This window comes from Chromobacterium sp. Panama (assembly GCF_003052555.1).
Lineage (GTDB): Bacteria > Pseudomonadota > Gammaproteobacteria > Burkholderiales > Chromobacteriaceae > Chromobacterium.
The window spans coordinates 1,636,378-1,651,782 of record NZ_QARX01000001.1 but is presented as its reverse complement, the minus strand read 5'-3'; the positions used below and the strand labels follow the sequence as shown (position 1 = coordinate 1,651,782).

The 15,405-nt window shown below is 66.6% G+C and carries 13 protein-coding genes; 10 read left to right on the top strand and 3 right to left on the bottom strand.

Annotated features, from left to right (window positions below; translation table 11 throughout):
• Nucleotides 1-5: 5 nt before the first annotated feature.
• Nucleotides 6-944 carry an acetaldehyde dehydrogenase (acetylating) gene (locus DB032_RS07520; RefSeq protein WP_107798929.1) on the bottom strand — a complete coding sequence of 313 codons (939 nt, stop codon included), beginning with the start codon at nt 942-944 and terminating at the stop codon, nt 6-8.
• Nucleotides 941-1,753: a 2-keto-4-pentenoate hydratase gene (locus DB032_RS07515; RefSeq protein WP_107798928.1), complete on the bottom strand. Its 813-nt coding sequence runs from the start codon at nt 1,751-1,753 to the stop codon at nt 941-943. The genes DB032_RS07520 and DB032_RS07515 overlap by 4 nt, the downstream gene beginning before the upstream one ends.
• 172 nt (nt 1,754-1,925) lie before the next feature.
• Here DB032_RS07515 and DB032_RS07510 point away from each other — a divergent pair, with 172 nt between their 5' ends.
• From DB032_RS07510 to DB032_RS07500, 3 genes are all read left to right on the top strand, one after another.
• Nucleotides 1,926-2,903 carry a LysR substrate-binding domain-containing protein gene (locus DB032_RS07510; protein WP_107798927.1) on the top strand — a complete coding sequence of 326 codons (978 nt, stop codon included), beginning with the start codon at nt 1,926-1,928 and terminating at the stop codon, nt 2,901-2,903.
• A 267-nt stretch (nt 2,904-3,170) separates the two neighbouring features.
• The gene (locus DB032_RS07505; RefSeq protein WP_107798926.1) at nt 3,171-4,634 is read left to right on the top strand and encodes a 2-hydroxymuconic semialdehyde dehydrogenase; all 1,464 of its coding nucleotides are present in this window, start codon (nt 3,171-3,173) and stop codon (nt 4,632-4,634) included.
• Nucleotides 4,635-4,654: 20 nt separating this feature from the next.
• Nucleotides 4,655-5,998 (top strand): MFS transporter, encoded by a 1,344-nt coding sequence (locus tag DB032_RS07500; protein WP_107798925.1) that lies wholly within the window; start codon nt 4,655-4,657, stop codon nt 5,996-5,998.
• Between the two features lie 7 nt (nt 5,999-6,005).
• Here DB032_RS07500 and DB032_RS07495 read toward each other — a convergent pair whose 3' ends face one another.
• Nucleotides 6,006-6,578, bottom strand: a complete 573-nt coding sequence (locus DB032_RS07495) for a hypothetical protein (RefSeq protein ID WP_107798924.1) — start codon at nt 6,576-6,578, stop codon at nt 6,006-6,008.
• 405 nt (nt 6,579-6,983) lie between these two features.
• On the opposite strand from DB032_RS07495, the gene wecB reads away from it, so the two are divergent.
• The 7 genes from wecB to DB032_RS07460 are packed head-to-tail and all read left to right on the top strand — an operon-like array spanning nt 6,984 to nt 15,238.
• On the top strand, nt 6,984-8,153 hold the full coding sequence (gene wecB, locus DB032_RS07490; RefSeq protein ID WP_107798923.1) for a non-hydrolyzing UDP-N-acetylglucosamine 2-epimerase: 1,170 nt from the start codon (nt 6,984-6,986) through the stop codon (nt 8,151-8,153).
• A gap of 2 nt (nt 8,154-8,155) precedes the next feature.
• On the top strand, nt 8,156-9,757 hold the full coding sequence (locus DB032_RS07485; protein WP_199225840.1) for a glycosyltransferase family 2 protein: 1,602 nt from the start codon (nt 8,156-8,158) through the stop codon (nt 9,755-9,757).
• A complete protein-coding gene (locus tag DB032_RS07480) occupies nt 9,754-10,764 on the top strand; it encodes a hypothetical protein (RefSeq protein WP_107798922.1) in 1,011 nt (336 codons plus the stop codon). The genes DB032_RS07485 and DB032_RS07480 overlap by 4 nt, the downstream gene beginning before the upstream one ends.
• The gene (locus DB032_RS07475; protein WP_107798921.1) at nt 10,761-11,729 is read left to right on the top strand and encodes a hypothetical protein; all 969 of its coding nucleotides are present in this window, start codon (nt 10,761-10,763) and stop codon (nt 11,727-11,729) included. The genes DB032_RS07480 and DB032_RS07475 overlap by 4 nt, the downstream gene beginning before the upstream one ends.
• Entirely contained in the window at nt 11,726-13,603 is a 1,878-nt protein-coding gene (locus DB032_RS07470) for a polysaccharide deacetylase family protein (RefSeq protein ID WP_146176603.1), read from the top strand. The genes DB032_RS07475 and DB032_RS07470 overlap by 4 nt, the downstream gene beginning before the upstream one ends.
• Entirely contained in the window at nt 13,593-14,456 is an 864-nt protein-coding gene (locus tag DB032_RS07465; RefSeq protein ID WP_107798919.1) for a YaiO family outer membrane beta-barrel protein, read from the top strand. Before DB032_RS07470 ends, DB032_RS07465 begins: the two co-directional genes overlap by 11 nt.
• The gene (locus DB032_RS07460) at nt 14,453-15,238 is read left to right on the top strand and encodes a hypothetical protein (protein WP_107798918.1); all 786 of its coding nucleotides are present in this window, start codon (nt 14,453-14,455) and stop codon (nt 15,236-15,238) included. Before DB032_RS07465 ends, DB032_RS07460 begins: the two co-directional genes overlap by 4 nt.
• Nucleotides 15,239-15,405: the final 167 nt, after the last annotated feature.

Sequence of the window (15,405 nt, the reverse complement as noted above, 5' to 3'; positions counted from 1 at the left end):
GCTCCTCAGGCTTGCAGCAGGCGGGCGGCGACGCGTTCGCCGCAGGCCATCGCCGCCGATGTCATGATGTCCAGATTGCCGGCGTAGGCCGGCAGATAGTGGGCCGCGCCTTCCACCTCGATGAAGACGGACACCTTGAGCCCGCCGCTCCGCGCCAGTTCCGGATAGGCCGTCAGCGCTGCCGCCGGCAGCGCCTCGAACTGCACCTCCTGCTTCAGCCGGTAGCCGGGCACATAGGCGCTGACCTTGTCCGCCATCGCGGCCACCGAGCGGGCGATGGCGTCCCGGTCCGCCGGCGCGGTCAGGCAAAACACCGTGTCCCGCATCATCAGCGGCGGCTCCGCCGGGTTCAGGATGATGATGGCCTTGCCGCTGCGCGCGCCGCCGACGCCGACAATCGCCTGGGCGGTGGTTTCGGTGAATTCGTCGATATTGGCGCGCGTGCCGGGGCCGGCGGATTTGCTGGCGATGGAGGCGACGATTTCGCCGTAGAACACCGGCGTCGCCGCGGCCACCGCGGCCACGATGGGAATGGTGGCCTGGCCGCCGCAGGTGACCATATTGATGTTGGGCGCGTCCAGGTGCGCGTCCAGGTTCACCGCCGGCACCACATGGGGGCCGATGGCGGCGGGCGTCAGGTCTATCACCCGGACGCCGCGCGGCCGCAGCAGCTGTTCGTGGCGCGCGTGGGCGCCGGCCGAGGTGGCGTCGAACACCAGGCGGATGTCGGCGGCGCCGGGCATGGCCAACAGCCCTTCCACGCCCTGGTGGCTGGTGGCCAGGCCCAGGCGGCGCGCGCGGGCCAGGCCGTCGGAATCCGGATCGATGCCTATCATGGCGGCCAATTCCAGCTGCTGGCCGTGACGCAGGAGTTTGACCATCAGATCGCAACCGATATTGCCGGAACCGATGATGGCCGCTTTGACGCGAGCGGGATGGCTCATGAGGATGCTCCCTGAAGTGGGGCGAAGCGGGCCGACACTTCGCCCAGGCCCTGAATGCGGGCGGTGAACACGTCGCCGGCGCGCGCCGGCGCCATCGGCCCCAAGGCGCCGGTCAGCACGATGTCGCCGGCCTTGAGCGGCTCGCCGCGCCGCGCCATCGTGTCCGCCAGCCACAGCGCGGCCAATAAGGGATTGCCGAGACAGGCCGCGCCGGCGCCCACCGAGACCGGCTCGCCGCGCAGCTCCAGCGTCATGCCGCAGCCGAGCAGATCGACGTCGGCCAGCCGCCGCGGCCGGTTGCCCAGCACGAAGAGGCCGCTGGACGCGTTGTCGGCGATGGTGTCGCTGATGCGGATATCCCAGCCGGCGATGCGGCTGTCCACGATCTCCAGCGCCGGCAAGACCGCGTCCACCGCCCGGAACAGATCGGCCAGCGTATGTTTGTCATGGTCCAGATCGCGCCCCAGCAGCAGCGCCACTTCCGCCTCTATCTTGGGCTGCAGCAGCCGCCGGCTGTCGATCTCCTCGCCGTCGCACACCGCCATGTCGGCGAACAGGCGGCCGAAATCCGGCTGCGCCACGCCCAGCTGCCGCTGCACCGCGGCCGAGGTCAGGCCGATCTTGCTGCCCACCAGCCGCCGGCCCTGGGCCTGCGCATGCCGGACATTCAGCGTTTGCACCTGATAGGCGGCGTCGACGTCTCCCTCGCCGAGCAGGCCGCGCACCGGCGCGCAGGGCTGGCCGGCGTCGGCGGCGCGACGCAGCTGCTCGGCGGCGGCTTGCAATGCGGATGGTGGAACTGGGCTCAAGGCGTTCTCCTTATTCAAGCGCTCCGGCGCGGACCAAACCGGCCGTATCAGTGGGACGCGTTCAGTCTATGGAGCGCGCCGATAAGGAGAAAATGAATATCCGGGCTTCTGCTATTCCCTAAAGTTATGCCATAGTCTTCTGCCGCGCCGTCCCAACCGCACAGGAGCGCCGATGGACCCTCTCACGCCCTTTTCCGTTCACGATATGGTGTTGAACCGGCTCAAGCTGCGGCCGCTCTTGGTGTTCGACCGGGTGCTGCGCTGCCAGTCCATCGCCCGCGCCGCGCGCGAGCTGCACCTGACCCAGCCGGCGGTGACCAAGGCGATACGCGAGCTGGAGCAGCAGCTGGACACGGTGCTGTTCCTGCGCGGCAACCGCGGCGTGACGCCCACCGAATACGGGCTGCTGCTGGGCGAGCGCGTCAAGGCGGTGATCGCCGAGCTGCGCTATCTGACCGACGAGATCAACGCCTTCAAGGGCGGCATTTGCGGCCATGTCATCATCGGCACCCAGATCTCCGCCAGCGCCAGCCTGCTGCCGCAGGCCATCCTGCGGCTGAAGGCCCACGCGCCCAAGCTGCTGGTCACCGTGCGCGAGGGACCGCAGGATTATCTGTTCCCGGCGCTGGCCGCCGGCGAACTGGACCTGGTGGTGGGCCGCCTGCCGGACCCGGAAGCGCCGCTCACCCGCAAACTGCCCTTGCGCCACCAGCCGCTCTATCTGAACCGGCTGTGCATCGTGGCCGGTGGCCACCATCCGCTGCTGGCCGCGCCGCCGTCCCGCCTCGCCGAACTGCGCGACTGGCCGTGGATTCTGCCGCCGCCGGATTCGCCGGCCCGCCTGGTGGCCGAGCAGTTCTTCCACGACGCCGGCCTCCCGCTGCCGGACAATCTGCTGGAATCGCTGTCCTTGCTGACCAATGTCAATCTGCTGGTGGATTCGGACTGCCTGGGCCTGATGCCGCGGCTGGCGGCGCGCCGCTTCGCCGCCGCCAAGCTGCTGGCGGTGCTGCCGCTGGACGAGGTGGGACCGCCCACCGCCGTCGGCTACTCGGTGCGCGCCGACAAGCCGCTGACGCCGGCGGCCCGGCAGATGATAGACAGCCTGAAACTGGCCGCCGCCGCGCTGGACGCGGCGGATCAGGTATAAGCGCGGGGAATAGCAAGACTCGATTTATTCATTTTCGCGCCCAAGGCCGCCTTTCCTACACTCGCCAATATTGCGTCGCCCCTTAAGAACGTGTTTACGATCTCGCGAGCTAAGGCGAGACAAGGCGAAAACGGTTGAGACAGCGGAGTGTACAGACGGTGCATGAGCATTTCGAAACCATTTTCAACGCCGTATCGCCGACGCACAGCAGATCGTAAACAGGTTCTAAGACCGCGGCGTCCACCCCAGTTGACGAGGATAGAAACCATGAGCCGCCCCGCCCTGCTGCCGCTGTACATCAATGGCCGATTCGAAGAGGAAGGCCAGCGCTTCGACAATATCAGCCCGGTGGACGGCCGGCTGTTGAACCAGGCGGTAGAAGCCGACGCCGCCCAGGTGGCCCGCGCCGTCCAGGCCGCCAGCGACGCGCTGCAAGGGCCCTGGGGCCGCTATAGCGCGCCGGAGCGCGCCGCGCTGCTGCACAAGGTGGCCGACGGCATCCAGGCGCGTTTCGACGACTTCGTCGCCGCCGAGGTGGCCGACACCGGCCGGCCGCTGCACCTGGCGTGCACCTTGGACCTGCCGCGCGCCATCGCCAATTTCCGGACCTTCGCCGATCTCGCCGTCGCCCAGGTGGACGACTGCTGCGAAACGCCGCAGGCCGACGGCGGCCTGCTGTTCAACTACACCGTGCGCAAGCCGCTGGGCGTGGTGGCGGTGATCGCGCCGTGGAACCTGCCGCTATTGCTGCTGACCTGGAAGCTGGGCCCCGCGCTGGCGATGGGCAATACCGTGGTGTGCAAGCCCTCCGAGGAAACCCCGTCGTCGGCCGCCCTGCTGGCCGAGGTGATGGACGCGGCCGGCGTTCCCGCCGGCGTGTTCAATCTGGTGCACGGCTTCGGCCCCGGCTCGGCCGGGGAACACCTGACCCGCGCGCCGCAAATCAGCGCCGTGTCCTTCACCGGCGAATCGCGCACCGGCAGCGCCATCATGAAGGCGGTGGCCGACGGCGTGAAGGACATCTCCTTCGAGCTGGGCGGCAAGAACGCCGCCGTGGTGTTCGCCGACGCCGACTTCGACGCGGCGGTGGCCGGGGTGGCCAGATCGTCCTTCTTCAATACCGGGCAGGTCTGCCTGTGCACCGAGCGGGTCTATGTGGAGCGCCCTATCTTCGATCGCTTCGTCGCCGCGCTGAAAACCCGCGCCGAGGGCCTGAAACTGGGCTATCCGGACGAGGACGGCGTGGACCTGGGCCCGCTGGTGTCGCGCCAGCACCGCGAGAAGGTACTGTCTTATTTCGCGCTGGCGCGCGAGGAAGGCGCGGTGGTGGTCTCCGGCGGCGAAACGCCGCAGTTCGGCGACGCGCGCGATCAAGGCGCTTATGTGCGCCCGACAATCTGGACCGGCCTGCCTGACCACGCGCGCTGCGTGCGCGAGGAAATCTTCGGCCCGGTCTGCCACATCGCGCCCTTCGACGACGATGAGGAGATCCTGCGCCGCGTCAACGACAGTCCCTACGGCCTGGCCTGCGCCTTGTGGACTCAGCGGCTGGACCGCGCCCACAAGCTGGCGCGGCGCGTCCAGGTCGGCATCGTCTGGGTCAACGCCTGGTACGCGCGCGATCTGCGCACCCCCTTCGGCGGCAGCAAGCTGTCCGGCCTCGGTCGCGAAGGCGGCCGCCATTCGCTGGATTTCTACTCCGACATCAGCAATGTCTGCGTCAAGCTGTGACGCGCCGGGAGAACGCCGCCATGTCCGCCGCCCTGGATGTTGACCGCTTCATCGACCAAAGCCGCCTGGGACCCTTTCACGCCGTCTTGCTGACGCTGTGCTTTCTGGTCATGTTCGCCGACGGCTACGACCTGGCGGCCCTGTCCTACATCGCGCCCGCGCTGATGGAGCAGTGGGGGCTGAGCAAGCCGCAGCTGGGCCAGGCGCTCAGCGCCGCCCTGTTCGGCCTGGCCGGCGGCGCCTTGCTGGGCGGGCCGCTGGCCGACCGCCTGGGCCGCAAGCCCGCGGTGATCGCGTCGACGCTGCTGTTCGGCGTCGGCAGCCTGCTGACCGCGGCGGCGGACTCGCTGAACGCGCTCACCGTCTACCGCCTGTTCACCGGCGTCGGCCTGGGCGCGGCGCTGCCCAATACCATCACCCTGCTGTCCGAATACAGCCCGGCGCGACGCCGCGCGCTGCTGGTCAGCGCCATGTTGTGCGGCTTTCCGCTGGGCGCCGGCACCGGAGGCCTGTGCGCCGGCTGGCTGATTCCCTCTTACGGCTGGCGCGCGCCGCTGTGGCTGGGCGGGGTGTTCCCGCTGCTGCTGGCGCTGGCGCTATACCGCTGGCTGCCGGAATCGGTGCGCTATCTGGCGGCGCGCCGGCGCTCAGTCAACGAGATTAAAGCGCGGCTGCGCCGCCTCGCCGCCACGCCGGAACTGGAGCAAGCCGTCGCTTTCCGCCTGGGCGACGACGGCGACGCGCCGCGCGCCGGCCTGCGCGCGGTGCTAAGCCGGCCCTTGACGGTCGGCACCTTGCTGCTCTGGCTCAGCTGCTTCATGAGCATGTTGATCTATTACCTGGTGGTGAACTGGATGCCGCTGCTGTTGAAGGAGGCGGGCCTCTCGCTGAGCCGCTTCGCCTGGATCAGCGCGCTGTTTCCGCTGGGCGGCGGCGTCGGCTCCATTCTGCTGGGCTGGTGGATGGGCCGCGCCGAGCCGCACCGCCTGCTGGCGGCCAACTTCGCCGTCGCCGGCCTGCTGGCCTGGGCGATAGGCGCCGCCGTCGCCCAGGGCGAGCAAGGCGGACAGCTGGGCTTGCTGGTGTTCTGCATGGGCTTCGCTTCCGGCGGCGGGCAATCGGCGCTGGCCTCGCTGTCCGCCGCCTTTTATCCAACCCGCTGCCGCGCCAGCGGAGTGGGCGGCATGTACGGCGTCGGCCGCGGCGGCGCCATCTTCGGGGTGCTGGCCGGCGCCGAGCTGATGCGTCAGCAGGTGCGCCCGGACTGGATTTTCAGCATGCTGCTGTTGCCGGCCGCGCTCATCGCCGTCGCCCTCTTGTTCAAACGGCGAAGCTACGCCCCAGGCCCGGCCCGCGAGACTTGAACTGGCCCTACTCGGCCGGCGCCGCGCCGCCGGCCTTCAAGTCCTCCTCGTTGAAACTCATTTCCATCATCTCCCCGGCGGCGTCCCGGCACCCCACCGCGAAATCGGGCCGTTCCGGGCTCTTGCTCCCCGGATGAATCCGGACGGAGACCACCTCCATGCAGTTCCGCGCCAGCGTCGCCCGGCGCCCCACCGCCGCCAGCTCCGGCGCCCAGCGGCAAAAAGCGCCGGCGGCGAAGGCCTCGCCGCCGCACAGCTCCTCCTTCGCCTGCTCCGCGCCCGGCAACACCACGCCGGCGATTTCCCTCAGTTCCGCCTCGTTCCTGGCCTCGGCCTGCTGCTGGCTGGGCCAGACCATGTACGTCAAGCCCGCCGCGCCGGCCAGCAGGACGACGATCACCGCGCCCACATGCGCCCATTTGAGCCGGGACGCCGCTTCCGGCTCGCGCCGCGGCAACGGCTGCGGATACATTTCCTGATAAGGCGCCTGACACAGCGGGCAGGCGTAAGCCGGCGCCCGCCTATCGCGCGGCGCGTCGCCGCGCCAGTACCCGCAATGAAGACATTGTTTCTTTTCCATGGGCACAACTCCCCAGATTGAAGCCGACCGCGCTCACCGGCGCTTCAGGTCCGCTTCCCAAACGATTTAACGCTCCCCATGCGTACGTCCTCGCATGCTAACAAAAAAATGCCATTGCAGTTTCACACCGTAATCCCGGCCCGGGCACTAGCGCTTCGGTCAGGTGCATTCCGGCGGAATCCTGCGATCGACGCCTGCGGATCCGCCCAATCCGCTACGGCCTCGGCCCGCTGGCGAACAGGCGACTGACTCGCCAATATTAAACCAATTGATTTAAACAAATATTTAACTTTGTTTCTAGCCAAACCTGTGCTAGCTTAATTTAAACAAACAAAAACAGTAGTTTTAACAAAACAAACAAAGTCAGCCGTATCAAGGCCCTGGAATCGCTGCAATGGAGACAATATGTTTACTGTACTGACAATCTTTGGCACCCGTCCGGAGGCCATCAAGATGGTGCCCGTGATCCACGCGCTGCAAGACTGCCCGGGCGTGGCGTCAAAAGTGTGCGTGACCGGCCAGCACCGCGAGATGCTGGATCAGGTCTTGGATTTTTTCGAGATCAAGCCGGACTTCGACCTGAAGCTGATGCAACAGGCTCAGGGCTTGGCCTCTTTGACCGCCAGACTGGTGGAAACCGTCGACAAGGTGCTGGAGGAAGTCCAGCCCGACGTCGTGCTGGTGCACGGCGACACCGCCACCACGCTGGGCGCCAGCCTGGCGGCGTTTTACCGCAGGATTCCGATTGGACACGTGGAAGCGGGCTTGCGGACCGGAGACTTGTACTCCCCCTGGCCGGAGGAGATGAACCGCCGCGTCACCGATATTCTGGCGTCCTGGCATTTCGCCCCGACAGAGGAGTCTTGTCTCAATCTGCGCAATGAAAAGGTCGACCCCGAGCGGATCTTCATCACCGGCAACAGCGTCGTCGACACCCTGCTGCTGACGGTGAAGAAGCTGGAGCAGCAGCCAGAACTCAAGGCCGGCGTCGCCGCCGCCTTCTCCTATCTGCGGCCGGAGGCGAGAGTGGTGCTGGTCACCGGCCACCGCCGGGAGAAGTTCGGCGAGAAGTTCGAAAGCTTCTGCCGCGCGCTGGTCCAATTGGCGGAACGCTACCCGGACGTGGACATCGTCTACCCGGTGCATTTGAATCCCAATGTTCGCCAACCGGTGTACGCGCTGCTGTCCCGGGTGCGCAACATTCACCTGATCGAGCCGCTGCAATACCTGCCCTTCGTCTACCTAATGGCCCGTTGCCACCTGATCATCACCGACTCCGGCGGCATACAGGAAGAGGCGCCGGCGCTGGGCAAACCGGTTCTGGTCACCCGGGACACCACGGAAAGGCCTGAAGCGCTCGCGGCCGGCACCGCCAAGCTGGTGGGCACCGAAACGGATCTTATCGTCCGCCACGCCAGCGCCTTGCTGGACGACCAGGCGGCTTACCAGCGCATGTCTCAAGCCCACAACCCCTATGGCGACGGCAGCGCCGGCAGACGCATCGCCGCCATTCTCTCCGCCTTGCCGCGCCCGCGGCAGGCCGCCAGCGCTCTCGCCTCCGTGCCGGGGAGATAGGAATGGCACCGCGAGCCCTGCTCTGGCTGATCCTGCTGATTTTCTGTTCGCCGGCCTGGTCCGCCAAGGAGCCGGCCGCCGCCGCCGGCCATCACGCTTCCCGGCGCGGCGCGGCCGCGTCGTCGGAAAGCCGGGCCGCCATGGAGGCGCTGCCCATGGACCCGGACGCGCTCCCCGCCGCCGTCCGTCCCTCCGTCAGCATCAAGGGGGCGTCGGACAACGTCGACCTGCGCCATACCCAGCAGCTGATCCTGGATCAGATCGAAGAAGCGCGCCGCCGCACGGTCAGCCAGGAGGACGATCCCCTGCTGCTGCGCGCCAGCGCCCAACCCTTCATCTGGCCCTTGCGCGCGCTGAACCTGGTGCTGTACGGCGTGGTGCTCCTGATCATGGTGTACGCGGCACGGCATATGGCCTTCACCTTGAACCGGCTGTTCGGCCATCAGCGTCATCCTTATCTGGACATTGAGACGGCGCATTGGCCCAAAGTCACGGTCTTCATCGCGGCGCACAACGAGGAGGCCGTGATCGCCGATGCGATGGAGGCCTTGCTCGAGTCCGACTACCCGCCGGGGCAAATGATCATCATGCCGGTCAACGACCGCTCGACGGACGGCACCCGCGCCATCATAGACCGCATCGCGGCGCGCAGGCCGGACGTGATCAGGCCCTTCCACCGCAGCCAGGGCAAGCCCGGCAAGGCCGCGGCGCTGAAGGACGCGACGGCCTTGATCGACACCGAGCTGTTCATCGTCTTCGACGCCGATTACCTGCCAAGCCGCGGCTTGCTCAAGCAATTGATCGCGCCGTTTTTCGATCCCGAGGTCGGCGCGGTGATGGGCCGCGTGGTGCCCTTGAATCCGGGCGCCAATCTGCTGACCCGCATGCTGGACATGGAGCGCGCCGGCGGCTATCAGGTGGACCAGCAGGCCAGGATGAATATGAAGCTGGTGCCGCAGTACGGCGGCACGGTCGGCGGCATCCGCGTTGCCGCGCTCAACAGCGTGGGCGGCTGGCACGACGACGTGCTGGCCGAAGACACCGATCTGACCTACCGGCTGCTGATCGGCGGCTGGCTCACGGTCTACACCAATCGCTCCGAGTGTTACGAGGAGGTGCCGGAAAGCTGGCCGGTGCGCATCCGGCAATTGATGCGCTGGACGCGCGGCCACAATCAGGCGCTGGCGCGGCACGTCGGCCGCCTGCTGAGCACCCGCGGGGTGCAAAAGCGGGAGAAACTGGACGGGCTCCTGCTGCTGGGCACTTACGCCATGTCCCCGCTCTTGCTGCTGGGCTGGGCCATTACCCTGCTGCTGTTCTTTTTCGACAGCATGTTGCCGTCTCCCGGCGTGTTGCTGATCCTGGCCCTGGTCTGCTACAGCGCGATGGGCAATTTCGCCGCCTTCTTCGAGATCGGCGTCGCCTGTTATCTGGACGGCAACGGCAAAAGGCTGCGCATTTTGCCTTTCGCCATTCTGGGTTTTCTCGTCAGCCTGGTCACCATTTCCCGCGCCACGCTGCAGCAGTCGCTGATCGAACCCTTCAAGAAGAACAGAACGCTGCATTGGGACAAAACCAAGCGTTATCGGAGGCAGCCGGGATGATGGCCTTGATCTATATCTTGGGCGTCGCGCCGCTGGTCGCCCTGCCGCTCTTGCCCGGCCTGCTGGAATTGCTGCGCAAGACCGACACCTCCGCGCTGGGCATCAACCGGCTGCATATCGGCACAGCCAACGTCTTCGCCCGCAACTATCGGCAGCGGCTGGACGCGCTGGACTCGGGCGAATGGCGGCAAGACTGGAACGCCCGCCTGGAAGCCCTCGGACAAACATCCCGCCCCGTCGTGGACGAAGAAGTCTTGGCCGCGGGCGCGTTGCGCATCCCCGCCCACTTCAGCTTTCTGAAGGAAATCCATTGCGATGACGACATCGCCACCGGCCCGGGCGCGATCCTGCGCAGCGTCCTGGCCGACGGCGAGCTGAGCCTGGGGCGAGGCAGCTCCATCCTGCGCTGGGCCGGCGCCCGGAACGTCCGCATCGAACCGGACAGCCAGCTGTTCGGACGGGCCGTGGCGGAGGAGACGCTGGACATTGCCGGCCCCATCCTGTTCCAGCGCATCCAAGCCGCAAGCATACGCCTGGGAGACGCGCCGCCGCAGCAGGCCGCGGCCGGGCCGCTCAGAGAGGTGGACATCGGCGGCTTGCCCGCGGCCCATCCCTTTAACGCGGAAATGCGCCGCGCGGTGGTGGACGGCGATTTCCAGTTGCCGGCAAACAGCTTGTTGCGCGGCCATCTGGTGGTGCGCGGCGGCTTGCGCATCGGCGCCGGCTGCCGGATAGAAGGCAGCGTCAAGGCCAGCGGGCCGGTGCGCCTGGCCCGCGGGGTGGTCGTGACCGGCGCCGTCGTGTCCGACCACTCCATCCTCTGCCGGGAACACTGCCAGCTGCTGGGCCCGGTCGTGGCGGACCGGCTCGTCGCCATCGGCGCCCATTCCGCGCTGGGCGCGCCGGACGCGCCCAACACCGTTTCTTCGCGCCGGGTCTTGCTGACGCCGCCTCTGCGCGCGCACGGCACCATCTGGGCCCGCATCCGCGGCAAGGTGCGCGGATGATGAAGCGTCTCTATCTGCTGCTGGCCTTGTGCTGCGGGGCGGGACAGGCCGCAGCCGGCCTGCTCAGCTGGCCCGGCTATCAAGACGAGGACGGCGCCATCCTGCTGCAAGCGCATGGTCGCCATGTCGACCCTTATTTCGCGATGAAAGCCTTGCTGACGGCCGACGAACTGGGCCTGTCCATCGCCTCCGCCGCGGACGCCTGGACGGCGTGGCTGGCCCCCAGACAGGAAAGCAACGGCAGTTTTCCCCGTTTCGAACGCCAGGCCGACGGCGTTTGGCGTCGGGCGGCCGACGCCGATGCCGACGACTCCACGCTGGCCATGTGGATTTCCTTGCTGAACCGACGCTACCGGCGACAAGAAATGCCGCCGACCCTGCAGGCCTCGCTGGCGCGCGCCCGGCGCGCGCTGTGGCGGCTGAGGCAAGCGCGCAGCGGCGTTTACGACTACACAGCCGGCGCCAAGCTGGCTTACCTGATGGACAACGTCGAGGTCTACGCGGCGCTGCGCGACGACTGCGTCAACGCCGGCGCCAGCTGCCGGAGGATGCGCCAGCTGGCCGCGGCGCTGCCCAAGACCTTTTGGGAGGCGAAAACCCGGCGTTGGCGCGTCGCCAGCCGCGACATCCCTCCCATCGCCTTCTACCCGGAAGCCGCCGCGCAACTCTTCCCCGACATGGCGGATTTGCCGGCGATGCCCGGTCAAGCCTCCTTCGACGCCTGGCTGCGCGGCGAAGGCCGACCCTGGCTTGTCCAGGACAAGGCTCATCTGGACTTTCCCTGGGGCGTGCTGGCCCTGGCCGCGCTGAGAGGCGGCCGCGAGGACGCGGCGCGCGCCTGGCTGCGACAGGCGGCGCCGGCGCGCGGAACGCCGCGCTGGAACGTGCTGGAGGAAGCGGTTTTTCAAGGATTGACGCACCGCCTGGCGACAGCGGCGGAGCAAGAGCAAAGGCAGGAAGAATGAACAAGATTCGATCATGTCCTCTTTGGGTGTTCATCATCCTATTGCTTGGACTATTGCTGGCGGCAAGCGCGATCTGGCACAAGCTGAGCGCAAGCCGGACGCCGCCGCCCAGGGCCTTCATCGCCCTGTTGCTGCCCGACAAGCCGGCCAGCAACAAATACGCGCTGGCCTGGCAGGACGCGGCCAACGAAGGCGGCGTGGCGATGATGCAGATCACCGCCAGCCAATTGGTGGACATGGAGCCGGAACAACGCGCCCGCATCCGCGGCATCATCTTGCCGGACACCATTCATCGCCATGTCGACGCGGCGCTGGCCGGGGTGCTGGAGGAATACGTGCAGGCGGGCGGCGCCTTATGGATCAATTACGACGCCGCCAGCGAAAACGCCGGCGGCCGCTTTCTGGACAAGCCGACGCTCGCTCGCATGGTGGGCGTGGATTATCTGCTGTACCGGGAACTGGGCAAGCAGATGGTGCGCAGGGATCTGATGCTGATGTCGCCGTCCGCGGTGGCCGAACTCGGCATCACCCCCGGCCGCTTCCAGCCCTATGCCGGCGGCAAGCCCTCCTTGCTGCAGGCCTCGACCTACGGCTACGACCAGGCGGCCTTCAGTTATCTGGCGACCCGCGGTTCTTTCCAGGGACGGGTGCTGGCCGAAGGCCCGGACGGCACCTTGATTGCCAGCCTGCGGGATTACGGCCGCGGCAAAGTCTTGTTCGTCAATCTGCCGGTCACTTTTCTCAAAATACGCACCGACGGCCTGTGGCTGCAGTCCTATCTGAACTTTTTCAATACGCGGGTGCTGCATCTGCCTCAGCTCGCCTCGGTGCCGGACGGCGTCGGCGGCCTGGTGATGAACTGGCACGTGGACGACGCCAACGCCATCCCCTATCTGGACCTGCTGAAAAAACTGGGCTTTCTCGAGCAAGGCCCCTATTCCGTCCATTTCACCACCGGTCCGGACACCAATCAGCCCGGCGACCGCCGGGGCATGGACCTTGCCCATAACGCGCAAGCCCAGGACTGGGTTCGCCGCTTGCGGGCGCTGGGTTACGACATCGGCGCGCACGGCGGCTGGATGCACAACTACTTCGCCTTCAACATCAACGAGCACAACGGCAAGCAGTGGGCGTCCTATCTCGCCAACAACAAGCAAGACCTGGAAAACCTCACCCAGCAAGCGCTCACCGAGTATTCGGCGCCCAACGGCCACCATCCGGACTGGGTGACCGCCTGGCTGCGCCAACACGGGGTGCTGGCTTATTACTATGTGGGCGATCTCTCCATGGGCCCCACCCGGACCTATATCGACCCCGCCGACATGCATGACCGGCCCTGGGCCTTTCCGGTATCGGCCAACGGCGGCATCGCCTCCTTCGAAGAAGCGGTGCGCAATAAGCTGCCCAGCGAGCAAATGACGCTTTGGCTGCAGGACATGACCCGCTTCGCCGTGCAACAGCGGGTGGCGCGCCTGGTCTATTTCCACCCGCCGGGCGTCTACTTCTATCAGCAGACGGTCAAGCAATGGCTGGCTCAAACCCGGGCGCTGCGCGACCAGGGCGTCTTTCACTGGTACACGATGACCCAGCTGTCCCGCTTCCTGTCCCAGCGCGAACTGACTCAATGGCAAGTCGCGCCGGCGGAAGGCCGGGACGCGTCCTGGGTCAGCGTGAGCGCGCACAACCCAGGCAGCCTGGCGCGGCAAAGCTGGCTGCTGCCCAAAAGCTCGGCAAGACCGGTGCTGCGCTCCGGCAAAGCGGAGATAGAAGCGCTGCCGGACGCCTGGCGCGTCAGCGCCCAATCCGGGCAGGACCTGCGCTTTGACTATCTGCAAACAACGAGCGACACGACGGAGACCCGCCATGCTCAGTAAACCACTCGCCCACCTCTGCCTATTGGCCTGCTGCCTTGCCGGCCAAGCCCGCGCCGACGAGGCCGCCGCCCCGGAGGCGGCCGAAGCCTCGCCGGCCGCCGCCGATGTCGAGACGGAAGCCTCGACGCCGGAGCCGTACTCCTGGGCGCGCAGCATCGAAGTCGGCGGACAGCATTCCAGCCTCACCGCAAACAATCCCGCCTGGAACGGCGTCTATCTGTCCGGGGTATGGCAAACCGACGCCGGCAACGTCTTCGACTGGATCGCGGAGCAGGACAGCCGTTTCGGCGAACACGGCATCGCCTTGAACGCGGGCTGGAACCACGACATCAACCCGGACTGGTACAGCCGGCTGGAATTGGGGCGCAGCAGCAGCGGCACCTTCTGGCCCGGCACCCATTACGGCGCCGCCCTCAACCGCAAATGGCTGCCCGGCCGCAATCTGGTCAGCACCTTCGGCCTGGCCTACAACGACAACCGCCAAGGCTATAGCGACCGCATTCTGACCCTGGGCATGGCTTATTACTTCGACTCGCCCTGGGTGGTGGAAGGCGGCGTGCACCGCACGCTGAGCAATCCCGGCAGCGTGAGTTCGATGCAGGCTTACGGCGCGGTGACCTATGGACGCGACCGCTGGCGCCTGATCACCCTGGCCGTCAACGCCGGCGGCGAGGGCTATATGCCCATCGGCGTCGACCAGCCCAAGCAAAGCTTCGACAGCCAGCTCTATCAACTGAGCTGGAGGGAATGGATAGGCCGGCATTGGGGCATCCATGTCGGGGTCGAGCGCTACCACAGCCCTTATTACGACCGCTCCGGCATCACCACCGCCGTGTTCTGGAACCTGCCATGAGCCTTCAAGAACGTCTGCAACACTTCAAGGCGGTCCGCCACACCGGTCACGGCGGCGAGCGCATCTCCCTGCACCGGGCCATGCGCACCGAGCCGTTCCGGCGTCTGCGCTGGCTGGAAATCCTCGGCTTGCCGCTGCTGTTCAATCTCTTGCTGCTCGCCTTCCTGCCGCAGACGCTCGCCTTTTGGCAGGCGGTTACGGAGTGGAGCATCGCGGCGACCGGCGTGCCCGCCCAGCTCTCCCGCCTGGAGATACTGGACGGGCGGATACCGGGTTTATGGCTGCCGTGGCTGGATCTACCGGCCTCGGTGCCCTCGTTCTGGCAATGGTGGAGCAATGGGCTTGCCGGCTTGCTGCTGCTGTTGCTGTCGTTCTTGATCAGCCCGGAAAACATGCCGCTGCGCTATCTGTTGCGCTTGTTCGTCATCATCCAGGCTTGCGCCTGCGTGTACTTCGCCTTCTTGCCGGCGGCCTTCAGCCACTCGCTTCCCGAATATCACAGCTCCTGCCTGACCTTTGTGCTGACCTTGCTGTTCTTGATGCCCTGGGTGCACGCGCTGACCTTTCACGTGCTGGAAAAGCCGCTCTGGCACAAGCTTGCCCTGAGCGGCGCGTCCCTCGCCTACCTGTTGCTAGAAGCGCCGCTGCATTATTTCGCCGCCGCCTTGGTGCTGCATTACGGCTCGCTGCTGTTCATGCCCCTGCTCTTCATACTGGGCAGCCTGATGATGGAAGTCATGATGATGATTGCGCTGTACGCCTGGGCGATGAGTTGGGAATAAGAACCTGTTTACGATCCGCTGCGCGTAGTAAAACGTGACACGGCGAGTACCGCTTCGAAATGCTCATCTACCCCTTGTACATTCCGCTTTCTCAGCCGTTTTCGCCTTGTCTCGCTCTAGCTCGCGAGATCGTAAACACGTTCTAAGAGCGGCCTCGGCGCGAAACA

Bases quoted from the DNA above. Each gene is read 5' to 3' on its own strand.
- DB032_RS07520 (WP_107798929.1), bottom strand. From the start codon at position 944: ATGAGCCATCCCGCTCGCGTCAAAGCGGCCATCATCGGTTCCGGCAAT.
- DB032_RS07510 (WP_107798927.1), top strand. From the start codon at position 1,926: ATGGACCCTCTCACGCCCTTTTCCGTTCACGATATGGTGTTGAACCGG.
- DB032_RS07505 (WP_107798926.1), top strand. From the start codon at position 3,171: ATGAGCCGCCCCGCCCTGCTGCCGCTGTACATCAATGGCCGATTCGAA.
- DB032_RS07500 (WP_107798925.1), top strand. From the start codon at position 4,655: ATGTCCGCCGCCCTGGATGTTGACCGCTTCATCGACCAAAGCCGCCTG.
- DB032_RS07495 (WP_107798924.1), bottom strand. From the start codon at position 6,578: ATGGAAAAGAAACAATGTCTTCATTGCGGGTACTGGCGCGGCGACGCG.
- wecB (WP_107798923.1), top strand. From the start codon at position 6,984: ATGTTTACTGTACTGACAATCTTTGGCACCCGTCCGGAGGCCATCAAG.
- DB032_RS07485 (WP_199225840.1), top strand. From the start codon at position 8,156: ATGGCACCGCGAGCCCTGCTCTGGCTGATCCTGCTGATTTTCTGTTCG.
- DB032_RS07480 (WP_107798922.1), top strand. From the start codon at position 9,754: ATGATGGCCTTGATCTATATCTTGGGCGTCGCGCCGCTGGTCGCCCTG.
- DB032_RS07475 (WP_107798921.1), top strand. From the start codon at position 10,761: ATGATGAAGCGTCTCTATCTGCTGCTGGCCTTGTGCTGCGGGGCGGGA.
- DB032_RS07470 (WP_146176603.1), top strand. From the start codon at position 11,726: ATGAACAAGATTCGATCATGTCCTCTTTGGGTGTTCATCATCCTATTG.
- DB032_RS07465 (WP_107798919.1), top strand. From the start codon at position 13,593: ATGCTCAGTAAACCACTCGCCCACCTCTGCCTATTGGCCTGCTGCCTT.
- DB032_RS07460 (WP_107798918.1), top strand. From the start codon at position 14,453: ATGAGCCTTCAAGAACGTCTGCAACACTTCAAGGCGGTCCGCCACACC.